This is a genomic window from Streptomyces sp. TLI_171 (genome assembly GCF_003610255.1).
Classification (GTDB): domain Bacteria; phylum Actinomycetota; class Actinomycetes; order Streptomycetales; family Streptomycetaceae; genus Kitasatospora.
Genome location: NZ_RAPS01000001.1, coordinates 1940476 through 1954724, shown reverse-complemented (window position 1 = coordinate 1954724; position 14249 = coordinate 1940476). Strand labels below are relative to the sequence as shown.

12 protein-coding genes are annotated in these 14249 nt (G+C 75.2%); 5 read left to right on the top strand and 7 right to left on the bottom strand.

Going from position 1 to position 14249, the window contains the following annotated elements; translation table 11 throughout:
* Positions 1 to 18: 18 nt before the first annotated feature.
* Positions 19 to 729 carry an urease subunit gamma gene (gene ureA / locus BX266_RS08905; protein WP_099898358.1) on the bottom strand — a complete coding sequence of 237 codons (711 nt, stop codon included), beginning with the start codon at positions 727 to 729 and terminating at the stop codon, positions 19 to 21.
* Positions 730 to 1210: 481 nt separating this feature from the next.
* Here ureA and BX266_RS08900 point away from each other — a divergent pair, with 481 nt between their 5' ends.
* Together BX266_RS08900 and BX266_RS08895 are read left to right on the top strand one after the other, a co-directional pair.
* Positions 1211 to 1702, top strand: a complete 492-nt coding sequence (locus tag BX266_RS08900) for an ATP-binding protein (RefSeq protein ID WP_099898357.1) — start codon at positions 1211 to 1213, stop codon at positions 1700 to 1702.
* Positions 1703 to 1964: 262 nt separating this feature from the next.
* A complete protein-coding gene (locus BX266_RS08895; RefSeq protein WP_099898356.1) occupies positions 1965 to 4163 on the top strand; it encodes a SpoIIE family protein phosphatase in 2199 nt (732 codons plus the stop codon).
* Positions 4164 to 4186: 23 nt separating this feature from the next.
* Here the strand turns inward: BX266_RS08895 and BX266_RS08890 are convergent, their stop codons facing one another.
* From BX266_RS08890 to BX266_RS08875, 4 genes are all read right to left on the bottom strand, one after another.
* Complete coding sequence (locus BX266_RS08890; RefSeq protein WP_099898355.1) at positions 4187 to 5179, bottom strand: DUF2637 domain-containing protein; 993 nt, start codon at positions 5177 to 5179, stop codon at positions 4187 to 4189.
* Positions 5180 to 5314: 135 nt separating this feature from the next.
* On the bottom strand, positions 5315 to 6115 hold the full coding sequence (locus tag BX266_RS08885) for an iron-sulfur protein (RefSeq protein ID WP_099898354.1): 801 nt from the start codon (positions 6113 to 6115) through the stop codon (positions 5315 to 5317).
* A gap of 93 nt (positions 6116 to 6208) precedes the next feature.
* Positions 6209 to 6988 carry a hypothetical protein gene (locus BX266_RS08880; RefSeq protein ID WP_259465070.1) on the bottom strand — a complete coding sequence of 260 codons (780 nt, stop codon included), beginning with the start codon at positions 6986 to 6988 and terminating at the stop codon, positions 6209 to 6211.
* A 203-nt stretch (positions 6989 to 7191) separates the two neighbouring features.
* Positions 7192 to 8022, bottom strand: coding sequence for a hypothetical protein (locus BX266_RS08875; protein WP_259464616.1), 831 nt, complete (start codon positions 8020 to 8022; stop codon positions 7192 to 7194).
* A gap of 213 nt (positions 8023 to 8235) precedes the next feature.
* Between BX266_RS08875 and BX266_RS08870 the strand changes: the two genes are divergently transcribed.
* Positions 8236 to 8934, top strand: coding sequence for an alpha/beta fold hydrolase (locus BX266_RS08870; RefSeq protein ID WP_099898353.1), 699 nt, complete (start codon positions 8236 to 8238; stop codon positions 8932 to 8934).
* A 116-nt stretch (positions 8935 to 9050) separates the two neighbouring features.
* Here the strand turns inward: BX266_RS08870 and BX266_RS08865 are convergent, their stop codons facing one another.
* Positions 9051 to 9641 carry an NTP transferase domain-containing protein gene (locus BX266_RS08865; protein WP_099898352.1) on the bottom strand — a complete coding sequence of 197 codons (591 nt, stop codon included), beginning with the start codon at positions 9639 to 9641 and terminating at the stop codon, positions 9051 to 9053.
* Positions 9642 to 9771: 130 nt separating this feature from the next.
* On the opposite strand from BX266_RS08865, the gene moaA reads away from it, so the two are divergent.
* Together moaA and BX266_RS08855 are read left to right on the top strand one after the other, a co-directional pair.
* Positions 9772 to 10779, top strand: a complete 1008-nt coding sequence (gene moaA / locus BX266_RS08860) for a GTP 3',8-cyclase MoaA (RefSeq protein ID WP_099898351.1) — start codon at positions 9772 to 9774, stop codon at positions 10777 to 10779.
* Positions 10780 to 10929: 150 nt separating this feature from the next.
* The gene (locus BX266_RS08855) at positions 10930 to 11679 is read left to right on the top strand and encodes an HNH endonuclease family protein (RefSeq protein ID WP_099898350.1); all 750 of its coding nucleotides are present in this window, start codon (positions 10930 to 10932) and stop codon (positions 11677 to 11679) included.
* A gap of 101 nt (positions 11680 to 11780) precedes the next feature.
* On the opposite strand, the gene BX266_RS08850 is transcribed toward BX266_RS08855, so the two are convergent.
* A complete protein-coding gene (locus BX266_RS08850; RefSeq protein ID WP_099898349.1) occupies positions 11781 to 14186 on the bottom strand; it encodes a glycosyltransferase family 39 protein in 2406 nt (801 codons plus the stop codon).
* Between the last annotated feature and the right edge of the window lie 63 nt (positions 14187 to 14249).

Below are 14249 nucleotides of genomic sequence, written 5' to 3'. Positions count from 1 at the left end.
TCCGGGTGGTCGAGGGGGTCACTGCTCGGGCTCCGCGTCGTCGAACTCCGTCAGGTACCCGGTCGCCCGGGCCTTCGCCAGCGCGTCCTGCTTGGCGCCCGGCGCGTCCAGCGGGCCGTCGACCAGCCCCGCGAACCCGATCACCACCCGGGCGCCGCCGATCGGCACCAGGCCCACCTCGACCGTCGCGCCCGGGTCGAAGCGCACCGAGGAGCCGGCCGGCACCGAGAGGTGCATGCCGTAGGCGGCGGCCCGGTCGAAGGCCAGCCGCGGGTTGGACTCGAAGAAGTGGAAGTGCGAGGTCACCGAGATCGGCACCGCCGCGGTGTTGTGCACCGGCAGCACCAGCGCCTCCTCCACCGGGTCGTACCCGGCGCCGCTGCCCGGCAGTGCCGCGCCCGGCGCCCCGTCGCCCAGCGAACCCGCCCCCTGGAACGGGTCGTTGACCACGGCCAGCCGTGTCCCGTCCTCGAACACCGCCTCCACCTGGACCACCGTCACCACGTCCGCGACGCCCGGCAGCACCTCCTCGGCGGTCAGCACCCGCCGGCCGGCCTCGATCGCCTCGGCCAGGCGGCGGCCGTCGCGGGCGGCCTCGCAGACGGTGTCCGCGATCAGCGCGGTCGCCTCGGGGACGTTCAGGCGCAGGCCGCGGGCCCGGCGGGCGCGGGCCAGCTCGGCCGCGGTGAAGATCAGCAGCCGGTCCCGCTCGGTGGGAGTCAGTCGCACGGTTCCTCGCTCGAGGGTGGGCGGAGGGTGGTCGGTACAGAGTTTAGAACGGCGTTCAAACGTGGGCCCCATTGAACCCGCGCCCGCCCGCCGTGTCCAGCGTCGGTGCGCGGGACGGAAGTGGCACGGCGGCGCGCGGGAGGCGAGGGGGGAGACAGGGGAGGGCGGGGCGGAGGTGGCACGGCCCGCTGCACCGTCCGGGAACTGACGGCCGACCAGGTGCTCGCCGAGCGGATCGCCGACGGCCGGCTCCGGGTGGGCGGCGGTCACCACTCGCTCGACACCGGCGCGGTCGGCCTCGACGACGCGCCCTGACCGGGCCCCCGCGCACGCCCCGCGCGCCCGTCCGCCCCGCCCAGCGCCGCGGATCACTGTTGCAAACGCCGCAGAGTGGGCATGAGGATGACAAGAAGGGCCGCAGGCCCGGAGGGGGACCGGGGGGCGGTCGTCCCGAGAACGAGGGCGGGGGCGTACGGGGTTGATGGACGGTCAGGCAAGGTTTCCGCGACAGCGCTCGGTCTCGCACGGCGAGGAGACCGGCCGCCGGGCGCAGGCCCAGGGGGCGGCTCCGGCGTACCAGCCGGGCTGCGCGCTGCACCGCAGACTGCACGCCTCGCTGGACGCGGCCGACCTGGTCGCGGTCGGCGCGATCCGCAGACGGCTGCGCGCCGCCCTGGACCACTGGGGCGTCCCCGAGCTGGCGGACACGGCCGAGCTGCTGGCCTCCGAGCTGGTCACCAACGCGCTGGTGCACACCGGGAAGGCCGCGGTGTTCGACGCTGTGCTGACGGGCGAGCAGCGGTTGCGGGTCGAGGTGGAGGACCGCACCAGCCGGCTGCCCGGCCGCCGGAACCCGGGGGAGACGGCGACCAACGGGCGCGGGCTGCTGCTGGTGGAGGCGCTCGCCGACGACTGGGGCGTGCAACTGCGCGGCGACGGGAAGGTCACCTGGTTCGAGCTGTCCGCCGCCTGAGCCGCCGCCGGCCCGGCGGGGCCGGGCCGACCGGCCCGCGGAATTCGCGCGCCCCGCGGGGGTGGGCGGGCGAGTGAATATGCCAGCCGTGATCGTGTGCGATCGGTATCGTCCGGCGCACCGGGATTGCCGCCTTGCCGAACATACGAGAGGCTAGTGAGAATGTGTGCCAGTAGGCACACACCATCATCGCGGTCCGGCCGACCCAGCAGGGGACACGGATACACCAGCGGCCGCCAGGCAAGGCACCGGCAGGAGAAGCATGGCCACAGAGCCCGAGGCGCCTGGGCCCGCCCGCCGCACCCCGCCCGCCCAGGCCACCAGGAACGAGACCCCCGCGAACCCGCTTCGCTCGGCGTCCGGCCTGGCCGCCGGGCGGATCGTGGCGCCGCAGTCCGGCCGTGGCCTGCCCACCCGGACCGGGGACTCCACCCCGGAGTGGCTGGAGCCGGCGATGGCCGCCAACGGCATCGGCTCCTTCGACTGGGACATCCGCCGCGACGTACTGGTCGGCGACCAGCGGGCGTGCGCCATCCTGGGCCTGGTCGGCCAGCCCTTCGACCGCACCTCCGCCGCGTTCCTGGCCATGCTGCACCCCGAGGACGCCCCCGTGGTGCGCCGCCGGGTCGAGCGCGCCGTCGCCGAACTCGGCCAGTGCGGCGCCTACTACCGCACCGTGTTCCCGAACGGCGAGCTGCACGCCGTGCGCTTCCGCGGCCGGGTGCTCGCCGACGCCTTCGGCCGCCCGTCCCGGATGGTCGGCTTCGTCTGGGACGCCACCGTCGAACTGCACAAGCGCGAACGGGCCGACGAGCTCGCCGTGCTGCGCGAGGAGCGGTCGCGGTTCATCAAGGAGGCCGCCCGCGCGCTCTCCGAGGCGGTCACCGTCCGGGACGTCGCCCGAGTGTTCACCGAGCTCCCGCTGCCCGGGCTCGGCCCCGACGGGCTGGCGCTGGCCTCGCTGGAGGCCGGCCGGATCGCCCTGCTCGGCTCCAGCGGCTACAACCGGGACCTCAGCAACCAGTTCGACCGGATCCCGCTGGCCCCGACCCACCCCGCCGCCGAGGCCATCCGGCAGCGCGCCCCGATCTTCGTCTCCAGCCGCCAGGAGTACCGCGAGCGCTACCCCGAGGCTTGGGACTGGGCCGAGGACAGCGGGCGCTCCTCCTGGGCCTTCCTGCCGCTGATCGCCAGCGGCCGCCCCACCGGCGTCTGCGTGGTCTCCTTCGACGACGACCGCGAACTCGACGCCGACGAGCGCACCCTGCTCTCCACCCTCGGCGGCCTGGTCGCCCAGTCGCTGGCCCGGGCCCGCCTGCACGACGCCGAGCACGAGCTCGCCGCCGGCCTGCAGCGCGTCATGCTGCCCCGCACCGTCCCCGCCGTCCCCGGCGTCACCACCGCCGTTCGCTACCTGGCGGCCGGCTCCGGCCTGCAGATCGGCGGCGACTGGTACGACGTCGTCCCGCTGCCCGGCGGCCACGTCGGCCTGGTGATCGGCGACGTCCAGGGCCACGACGTGCACGCGGCCGGCATCATGGGCCAGCTCCGGATCGCGCTGCGGGCCTACGCCGCGGAGGGCCACCCGCCCGCCGCCGTGATGGCCCGCGCCTCCCGGTTCCTCGCCGACCTGGACACCGACCACTTCGCGACCTGCACCTACGCCGAGGTCAACGTCGACTACGGCGTGGTCTACGCGGTCCGGGCCGGCCACCTCGACCCGGTGGTCCGGCGCGCCGACGGCACCGCGCACCCCGTGCCGGTGGCCGGCGGCCTGCCGCTGGGCGTCGCACCCGACGAGGAGTACCGGGTCACCCGGTTCAGCCTCGATCCCGGCGAGACCGTGGTGCTCTGCACCGACGGACTCGTCGAAGCCCGCGACATGGACCTCGACACCGGCTTCGCCCGGCTCTGCGACACCGTCTCCCGGGAACTCCCGGCGGTCGGCGAGTCCCCGCGCGAACCGCTGGAGGACCTCGCCGACCGGATCGCCTCGCAGGCCGCCGACAGCAGCGAACGCGAGGACGACATCGCGCTGCTCCTGCTGCGCTGGGACGGCCCGGCCGGCGGACGGGCCGCGCAGCAGCTGCGCCGCCGGATCGGCCAGGCCGACCTGGCCCGGATCTCCGAACTGCGCGGCGAGCTCCGGGACGCGCTGCGCCGCTGGGGCTTCCCCGAACTCATCGACACCGCCGAGCTGCTGGCCTCCGAGCTGGTCACCAACGCGATCCGGCACACCGACCGGGACGCGATGTTCACCGCCCGCCTCTACCAGGAACGCGGCCGGGCCCGGCTGCGGGTCGAGGTGGAGGACGAGTCCGACCTCTGGCCGACCCGCCGGACCCCCGGCGAGCAGGCCTCCTCCGGCCGCGGCCTGATGCTGGTCGAGGCGCTCGCCGACACCTGGGGCGTGGAGCCCCGCGGCACCGGCAAGCGCATGTGGTTCGAACTCACCACCTGACCGTCAGCGGCCCGGACGGGCCGTCACCCGATCTGCTGCTCCAGGTCCTTGAGCTTCTGCTCCAGGAAGTCGAGCCGCGGCAGCGTCATGGTGTCCTCCTCCGGGGTGAGGTCGATGCTGCGGCGGGCCGGGGTGGCGGGCAGGCCGACCGGGGCTATGGCGGGCTCCGTCGGTGCGGCCGCCGCGGCCGGGGCGGCGGGTTCCAGCTGCCGCGCGCCCCGGTGGCGCCAACTGCCCGGCTGGCGGCCGATCGCCCGGATCTCGGCCCGCTCCCGCCGGGACGCCAGCCGGCGGCGCTCCCGGTCCTCGGCGGCGGTCCGCTTGTCGTCCCGGACCTCCTCCACCGCCTCGTCCAGGGTGCGGACGCCCTCCAGCAGCATCAGCGACCAGGCGGCGTACGTCTCGCGCGGGGCGCGCATCCAGCGGACCACCCGGATCTGCGGCAGCGGCCGGGGGACCAGCCCCTGTTCGCGGAGGGCGGCGACCCTGGTCTGCTTCAGTGCGCGGTCGAACAGCACCGCCGCCGAGAGGGACATCCCGGCGAAGAACTGCGGCGCGCCGTCGTGCCCGATGCCGCGCGGGGCGTGCACCCAGTTGAACCAGGCGGAGGCGGCCGCGAACAGCCAGACCAGCAGCCGGGAGCCGAGCGCGGCGTCGCCGTGGCTGGCCTCGCGGACGGCGAGGACGGAGCAGAACATCGCGGCCCCGTCCAGACCGAACGGGACCAGGTACTCCCAGCCGCCGGAGAGCCCCAGGTTCTGGACGCCGAAGCCGACCAGCCCGTGGAAGGACAGCGCGGCGGCGACCGCCGCGCAGCAGAACAACAGCAGGTAGGAGGCGCCCCCGTAGAGGGATTCGGTGCGGCGGCGGCGTTCCTCGGCGCGCTCCCAGGAGTCCGAACCGCCGGTGGTGGCGGTGCCGGTGCGGCTGCGGGCGAAGGCCAGCAGGGCGATGGCGACCACCAGGGCGGCCGTACCGGCGACGGCCCAGCCCAGCGGTATGTCCGACAGTCTCATGACCTGACCCAGCCTCGCTTTCCGCGTCGTGATGGCGGGCACCATCATGACGGAGAAATGCGGGAATCATGAACGGATCGGTGGCAGTACACCGTTAGGGGGAATTCCGGGCGCGAAATCGAAAGATTGTCAGATCTATTTGGCGCGCGGGCAGCTGAAACAGGGTTCGGTCGGGCGGACCGTGTAGAACAGGCAGCAGCTGACCCTGGTCCTGGTCCGGGCGCCGTCCTCCTCGCGGAAGGCCGGCGTGCCGACGAACGGGGCCGCCGAGGCGTCGCCGGGCAGCAGTGCCGCCAGCTCCGCGACCGCCCGCGGTTCCTGGTCCAGCAGGGTGGAGACGTACCAGAGGCCGTCCACCACGTCGTCGGTGGCGAGCGCCCAGAGGGTGCGCGGGCCCCGGCGCACGCGCGGGCGGAAGGCGTCCAGGACCGGCGCGAGGTGGTCGGTGAGCGCGGTGCGCAGCGCGGCGTCCAGCGCGGCCCGGTCCGGGACCGGGCGGGCGTCCGGGAGGTGCGCGGCCGGGTCGTCGGGCAGGCAGAAGTAGGCGGTGGGGCGGGCGGTGAGCTCGCCGGTGGCGCGGTTGATGGAGACCCGCTCGGGCGGCAGTACCGGGACCCGGCGCTCCAGGAACCAGGGCAGCGTGAAGGCCAGCGCGACCGGCCAGGCGTAGCGGTGCAGCGAGAACCCTGCGGTGACGTCGGGCCGGGTCGGGGCGCCGTACAGGTCGAGGCCGAGCCGCTCGTCGAAGGCGATCATCGCGTCCAGGGCGGCCGGGTCGGCGGCCAGGTCGGCGGCGGTGGTCCAGCCCGCTCCGCGGCGCGGCGGGGCGCGGTGGATCCGCAGGCCGGGGAAGACCTGCTCCAGGCGCAGCCAACTCCCGTGACAGGGGGGGGAATCGGCGGGCGGGGGGCACTGCTCGACCTGATGCGCGGTCACGCGGGCTCCCTGGTGGTACCCCGGGAGCGGAGCCCGGGCACGGCGCGGTGGACCTGTCCGGACCGCTGCTCACCCGGACAGGTAAGGCTCACCTTAGCTGATGCCGTGCCGCAGGTCGCGTCGCCCACCGCCGTCCGGGGGACCGGGCTGTGCCGGGACCTGCGCCAGCCGTCGCGCCAGCCACACCGGCACCCCGCCGAGCGCCTGCACCAGTCGGGCCGCCTCCGCGCGCAGCCGCTCCGCCTCGGCCGGCTCCGACACCTCCGCCAGCGAGGCCAGCGCCGGCGCCACCCCGACCGTGAACCCCAGCTCCTCACGCAGCCGCAGGGACGCGGCGAACCCCTCCCGGGCCCGCTCCGGCTCGCCCGCGGCCAGCGCCAGGCCCGCCAGGTGGCGCCACGTCGAGGACCGCAGCAGGTCGTCCCCGCGCTCCCGGGCCCCCTCGTGCGCCCGGGCGTACGCACTGTGCGCCGCCGCCGGGTCGTGCAGCAGGTTCTCCGCGACCAGTCCGCGCCGGAAGTCCAGCAGCGGCCGGCCCGGCGCCTTCGGCGGCAGCAGGGCGGAGGTCCGCCCGAGCGCCGCCTGCGCCTCGTCCAGTCGGTCCCGGCGGCCCAGCACGCTGGCCACGTAGGCCAGGAACCCGCGCGCGCAGGACGCCGCCGCGCGGTGCTCGCTGCCCGCGACCGATGCCTCCGCCTGGCGCAGCGCGTCCTCCGCGCGCTCCCAGTGGTCCGCGGTGAACAGGCACTGCTCGATCAGCAGCTCGGCGCGCTGCAGGGCCGCCGTCGGGTCCCGCCCGGCCTGCGGGCGCAGCAGGTCCGCCGCCTCCTGCCAACAGCCGCGCGACCGCAGCCGCCAGACGACGTCCGCCATGCCCCCCGGGGCCGTCCCGTGCACCGACAACGCCACCTCCTTGTGCGCGCCATGCAGCGACCAGCCGACCCTCCCCAACCCCAAGGGCCTGCACCGTGGCGGCAATTCAACACGCGGAGGAGCTTGTGCACCAGATCACGAGCGCGAGGAATTCCGGAACGGCCCGATCCGGTCGGTGCCGGGCCGCCCCGGTCAACGGCGGGTCAGGACGTCCAACCGGTCTCCATCAGGGCCTCCGCCGCACCGTTCGAGGGCTGCGGGATGCCCGCCGCGTCCAGCGTGAACAGGGCGACCAGCAGCTGTTCGCCGCGCACCACGGCCTGCCGGGCGTAGCCCGAGACGGTGAACATCGCGGCCGCCACCTGCTCGCTGTGCAGGGTCTCCAGCCACAGGCACTCCACCGCCTTCACGTCGGCGGACTCGGTCCAGGTGTCCACCCGGGCCACCATCCGGGCTCCCAGCAGGGTGGTGGAGTCGCGCTCCTGACCCGGGGTCAGCTCCAGATCGTCGAATCCCAGCCACTGCAGGTAGCGGGCGGCCGTCAGCACCGCGTCCTGCGGGGTGCGGACCGGCTGCGGGCGGAACGGCGGCCGCAGCGCCCGGGCCGAACCCGAGCCGGCCGCCGGCGGGCCCGCCGGCGACTGCGGGGGCACGGCCGTGGTGTACGGGCGGGCCGCCTCCACCGGGCGGACCGAACGCGGGTGCGCACTCTGCAGGCGCGGCGCCCGGTCCACCGGCAGGCGGACGGTGGCCCCGCAGTCGCAGGTGAACTCCGGCTGCGGCCACTGGTCGCTGCGGCCGCAGTGCGGGCAGCGCATGCTCAGCCAGGAGTCCTCCCAGGACCGGAACCGGATCTGCACCGGCACCCCGCCGCGCAGCAGCGGCACCCGCAGCTGCGCCCCGCACGGGCACGGCAGGCTCGGCGGCTCGTACCGGTGCTCGCGGCGGCAGGCCGGGCAGCGCAGGTGGCTGGCCCCCGAGGGCGAGCCGGGGGAGAACCCGGCCGGGTCTGCGGCGTCCTCGGGCAGCGGCATGGCGGTCACCGTCCGTTCCGGTCGGGAGAGGCAGGAAGGGCTTCCATCCTGGCCGATCGCCGCCCGGCCCGGTGCGGAATGAGGGAATCCTCCGGCGGAGTTGAGGTGGCGAAAAGGTGCGCGAACTGTTGCACGCCGGGGGCGTGCGCGCTCTCCGGCAGCTTGCTGACAGACCGTCAATTCCGTGCCCTGGACGTGCTTGGATGGGACACCATGACGACTTTCGTACTGACGTCCGGGGCGTGGCTCGGCGGGTGGGCCTGGGAGGCCGTCGTGCCGCTGCTGGAGCGGGACGGCCACCGGGCGGAGCCGATCACCCTGGCGGGGCTGGCCGAGCGCCGGGGCGAGGCCGCCGGGCTGGAGACCCACGTGCGGGACATCGTGGCCGCCGTGGAGCGGCTCGACGGGGACCGGGTGGTCCTGGTCGGGCACAGCTACTCCGGCGTCCCGGTCGGCATCGCCGCCGCCCGGCTCGGCGGCCGCCTGCACCGCACGGTCTTCGTGGACGCCAATCTGCCGGTGCACGGGCAGCCCTTCGTCGCCTCGCTGCCGGACGGCGGCACCGCCGTCCGGGCGGCCGTCGCCGACGGCGGAGGCGACTGGCCGCCGCTGCCGCCCGCCGCGTTCGCCGCCCACGGCCTCGACCCGGAACGCACCGCCCAGCTGCTGGCCCGCGCCGTCCCGCACCCCGGCGCCACCCTCACCGACCCGGTCGACCTGCCCCGCCCGCTCGCCTCCCTCACCGCCACCTTCCTGCACTGCCACCGGCCCGGCTACCGCCCCCGCCCCGACGTCACCGCGCTGACGGACGGCGGGCCCTGGCAGTCGGCGGCGCTCGACTCCAGCCACTGGCCGATGCTCTCCGTACCGGCCGAACTGGCCGCCGCCCTGCTGGCCGAAGCCGCGCGCTGAGCCCCTGCGGAGGGCGGGGTGACCGGGCGCCGAGTTCTGCGGCACGCCGACGGGGTGGGGTCGGCGCGGGTGCCGGGGCCCCCTGGGGTGGTGCGACGGTTGCCGTGCCGGGGGTGTCAGGTGATGTGCCAGCGGGCCAGGTCGGCAGGGGTGTCGAGGTCGTCCGGGGAGGCGACGGCGGTGCAGTCGACCAGGGTGACGGGGTGGGTGGCGAGCAGGGTGCGGGCCCCGGCGTCGCCCGTCGCGGTGGCCAGGAGCTCGGGGAAGTGCGTGGCGCCGATCAGTACCGGGTGGGCCCGGCGGCCGGCGTAGGCGCACGCGGCGAGACCGGTGCGCCCGGCGTGCGCGGCGAGCAGGCGGCGGACCGCCTCCGCGGTGACCCCGGGGGTGTCGACCAGCAGGACGAGCGCGGCGTCGGTCTCCGGCGGCAGCGCGGCCAGGCCTGCGCGCAGCGAGGACGCCATGCCGGTGCGCCAGTCCGGATTGTCGACGAGTCGACAGTCGCCGGTCGCCACCCGGGCCCGCACCTCCGCCGCCGAGGCGCCGAGCACCGCCACCGCGCCGGTGCAGCCGCCGTCCCGGGCCACCGCCAGCACGTGCTCCAGCAGCGGTCGACCGCCGTACCGCAGCAGCGCCTTCGGCCGACCGCCGAGACGTGACCCGCCGCCCGCCGCCAGCACCAGCGCCGGCACCCGCAACTCCGCCATGGGGCCAGTCTGCCCCGGCCGCCCGGCCCGCTGCTTTGGACGATCCGACAGCGGCCGCGCGCCGCCGGCCGCCCGGTCCCGGCCGTTCCGTCCCTGGACCGTCCCCCCGGCGCCCCCGTTCACTGGGCCAATGGCACCGCGCACCACTCCCGCCCCCGCCCCGCTGGTCGACCGCTTCGGCCGGGTCCACACCGACCTGCGGATCTCCCTCACCGACCGGTGCAACCTGCGCTGCACCTACTGCATGCCCGCGGAGGGCCTGGACTGGCTGCCGAAGGCGGAGGTGCTCACCGACGGCGAACTGCTGCGGCTGGCCGGGATCGCCGTCCACCGCCTCGGCATCAGGACCCTCCGGCTGACCGGCGGCGAACCCCTGCTGCGGCGCGGCCTGCCCGGTCTGGTGGAACGGCTCTCCACGCTCGGCGCGGAGCTCTCGCTGACCACCAACGGCATCGGACTCGCCCGCCTCGCACCGGAGTTGAAGCAGGCCGGGCTGCACCGGGCGAACGTCAGCCTGGACACCCTGCGGCCCGAGCGGTACGCCGCGATCACCCGCCGGGACCGGCTCGCCGACGTGCTGGCGGGCTTGGCCGCGGCCAGGGCGGCCGGGCTGGAGCCGGTGAAGGTCAACGCGGTGCCGGTGCGCGGCGTGAACGAGGACGAGATCGTCGACCTGGTGGAGTTCGCCGTCGCGGGCGGCTACCGGATGCGGTTCATCGAGTCGATGCCGCTGGACGCGCAGGGCGCCTGGAACCGGGAGGCGATGGTCACCGCGGAGGAGATCCTGGGCGTCCTCGGCGAGCGCTGGCGGCTGGTCCCGGTCGGCCGGCACGGCAACGCCCCCGCGGAGGAGTGGCGGCTGGACGGCACCCCGCACGTGGTCGGCGTGATCGCCTCCGTCACCCGCCCGTTCTGCGGCGGCTGCGACCGGGTCCGGCTCACCGCCGACGGGCAACTGCGCAACTGCCTGTTCGCCACCGAGGAGTCCGACCTGCGGGCACTGCTGCGCGGCGGCGCCGACGACGACGGGATCGAGGCCGCCTGGCGCGCCTGCGTCGCCCGCAAGGGCCCGGGCCACCGGATCGGCGACGAGGGGTTCGTCCGCCCGGACCGGCCGATGTCGGCGATCGGCGGCTGACGGGCCGTGAGGCGGAACGGCGACGGGGAGCCGAACAGCATATGCCCGGATTGTGAGCTGTGTCATGGTGCGGTGCGCCCGGCTTGACCGGCGGTGGGGCGGCTGGTCTCCTGTTGGGTCGTCAGAGTCGCCCATTCGCAGAGGAACACCGTGCGATCCCGCCGCCGTAGTGCAGTTGTCACCGTCGTCCTGCTCGGTTCGCTCGCGCTCGGCGGGTGCACCGGCGGCAAGACGTCGGGGGATTCCACCAAGCCGGGTTCGGCGTCCCGGGGGACGAGCCCGCTGCAGAACCCGGACGGGACGAAGCCCGGGCTGGCGCCGGTCACCTCGGACGCGGACCGGAAGGCCGGGCGGGAGCTGATCGCCAAGGTGAAGACCGCCGACGCGGGGCCGAAGACCGGGTACGACCGGGACCAGTTCGGGCCCGCCTGGACGGACAACGTGGACGGGATCCCGCTCGGGCACAACAACTGCGGGACGCGGGACGACGTGCTGGCACGGGACGGGCAGAAGGTCGAGCACAAGGACGCCTCCGGCTGCGTGGTCACCGGGATGACGATCTGGGACCCGTACACCGGCAAGACCGTGCAGTGGACCAAGCAGCAGGCGTCGAAGATCCAGATCGACCACGTGATGCCGCTGTCCTACGACTGGCAGCAGGGCGCCGCGCAGTGGGAGAAGGCGAAGCGGGTGCAGATCGCCAACGACCCGCTCAACCTGATCCCGGCGGACGGCTCGCAGAACGCGTCGAAGGGCGACTCCGGCCCGGCGAGCTGGCTGCCCGCCAACACCGAGGTGCACTGCGCGTACGCGATCCGGTGGGCGCAGGTGTCGCTGAAGTACCAGCTGCCGGTGACGCCCGCGGACAAGAAGACCATGCTGTCGCTGTGCGGCGGCTGACGGCGCGTCCGTAGGACGCCCAACGGGCCCGAGGCCGCCCGGTCCTCCCCCGGGGGTGGGGAGCCGGACGGCCTCGGGGGTTCCCGGGCCGGACGACCGGGTCAGCCGGCGGCCTTCGGGGTCGCGGTCAGGTCGTACATGGTGGTGCTGCCGACGGTCTTGGCGGTGTAGGTCGAGGACACCCAGGAGGCGATCTCCGAGGAGTAGTTGGAGCCGCCCATGCCGCCGCCCATGCCGCCGCCGCCGATGAACCAGTGCACCTTGCCCTGCTGGACCAGCTGCTTGAAGGCGTCCAGGGTCAGCGACGGGTCGCTGCCGTTGAAGCCGCCGAGCGCCATCACCGGTTCGCCGCCGGCGAGCTGGTAGCTGGCCTGGTTCTGCGAGCCGACCGCCGCCGCGACCCAGGTGTACCGGTCGGCGTCCTGCTTGAGCAGCGCGGTCACCTCGGAGGAGACCTTCGCGCCCTCCAGCAGGCCGCCCATGCCGCCGCCGAAGCCGCCGCGGCCGTCCTGGCCCTCGCCGGCGCCGCCCATGCCGCCCGGGAAGTTCGGCACGGCGCCGCCGTTCTGGCCGGCGCCGCCGGGGAAGGTCGGCATGGCGCCGCCGTTCTGGCCGGCGCCGCCGGGGAAGGTCGGCATGGCGCCGCCGTTCTGGCCGGCGCCGCCGTTCCGCGCGCCGCCGGGGAAGTTCGGCATGGCGCCGTTCTGGCCGCCGCCGGGGAAGCCGCCGCGGAAATTGCCGCCGCGCCCGCCGCCCATGCCGCCGCCGGGGCCGAACCCGCCGCTCCGGACGGCGGGTCCGGCGGTCACGATGGAGCCGCTGTGGCCGGTGGAGACGGTGTCGATGGCGTACGCGGCGGGGCCGGCCAGTCCGGCGGCGAGGGCGGTGAGGCCCGCCAGGGTGGCGATCCGGCGGCCGGTGACTCCCGGGATCCGGCCCGCGAGGAGCAGCGCGATCGCGGCCAGGATGCCGGCGACCAGCACCAGGTTGGCCAGCCACGGCACGAACTGCGAGCTGCGGCCGAGCAGTTGGTGCGCCCACCAGGCGGTGACCAGGACCGTGACGGCCAGCACCGCCGCGTACGGGAGGCGGTGGCGGACCTTCCACAGGCCGTCCGCGCCCATGCCGACCAGGGCGGCGACCGCCGGGGCCAGCGCCACGGTGTAGTACTGGTGGAAGATGCCGGACATGAAGCTGAAGGTCAGCGCGGTGGCGAGCAGCCAGCTGCCCCAGACCAGGAAGGCGGTCCGGGCCGAGTCGGTGCGCGGGTAGCGGCGGGTCGCCCAGAGGGCGAACCCCAGCAGGATCAGCGCGGCGGGCATCAGCCAGGCGATCTGGCCGCCGATGTCGCCGTCGAACAGGCGGGTGATGCCGGTGGAGCCCCACATGCCGCCGCCGGTGTTGCCGCCGCGGCCGCCACCGCCGCCGACCGAGCCGGTCTCGTCGCCGGTGATCCGGCCGAAGCCGTTGTAGCCGAAGGTGAGGGAGAGGAAGGAGTTGTCCTGCGAGCCGCCGATGTACGGCCGGGCGGAGGCCGGCATCAGCTCGACGATCGCCACCCACCAGCCGCCGGCCACCACCATCGCGACGGCGCCGTACAGCAGCTGCAGGAGGCGGCGGCGCAGCACGGTCGGCGCGCACACCAGGTAGACCAGGGCGAACCCGGGCAGCACCAGGAAGGCCTGCAGGGTCTTGGCGAGGAACGCCAGGCCGAGCATCACGCCGACGAAGACGATCCAGCGGGTGGAGGCCGTCTCGGTGGCGCGGACGATCCCGTACGCGGCGAGCGTGAGCAGCAGCACCAGCGCCGCGTCCGGGTTGTTGAAGCGGAACATCAGCGCGGCGACCGGGGTGAGGGCCAGTGCGGCGCCGGCCACCAGGCCGCCGAGCGCGGAGAACCGGCGGCGGACGGTGGCGTACACGGCGGCGACCGTGCCGACGCCCATCAGCACCTGCGGGGCCAGCACGCTGAACGAGTTGAGGCCGAGGATCCGGGCGGAGATCGCCATCGGCCAGAGCGACAGCGGCGGCTTGTCCACGGTGATGAAGTTCGCCGAGTCCGAGGACCCGAAGAACATCGCCTTCCAGCTGACCGAGCCGGCCTGCGCGGCCGCCGAGTAGAAGGAGTTGGCCCAACCGGAGGCGGTCAGGTTCCAGAAGTACAGGGCGGCCGTGGCGAGCAGCAGGCCGAGGAAGGCCGGACGGACCCAACGCGGGTCTGCCCCGGCCCTGTGGGGGTGCCCCCAGGCGCGCCCGCGCCAGGTGCGGGCGGGCAGGGTGCGTAGCCTGGCGGCCCAGGTGGCCGGGCCCTTGGGCCCGACCGGGGGCAGCGGGACCGGCGGGAACAGCGTCTCAGCGGGCCGCTCGCGCTCGGCCTCGGCGGGCGGCGGCGCGGGCCATTCGGTCGGGCCGGACGCGGAGCCGTCGGCCGGGACCGCCGGCGGCGGGTAGTTCGCGGCGTCGGGCCACGGCTCGCTGGTCGGAGGAACGGAACTGGACGTGGTCATGGGCCATACGCTCGGTCGCGATGCTGAGAGCTTGATGAGACCGGGCTATGAGCGGAGTGTGAT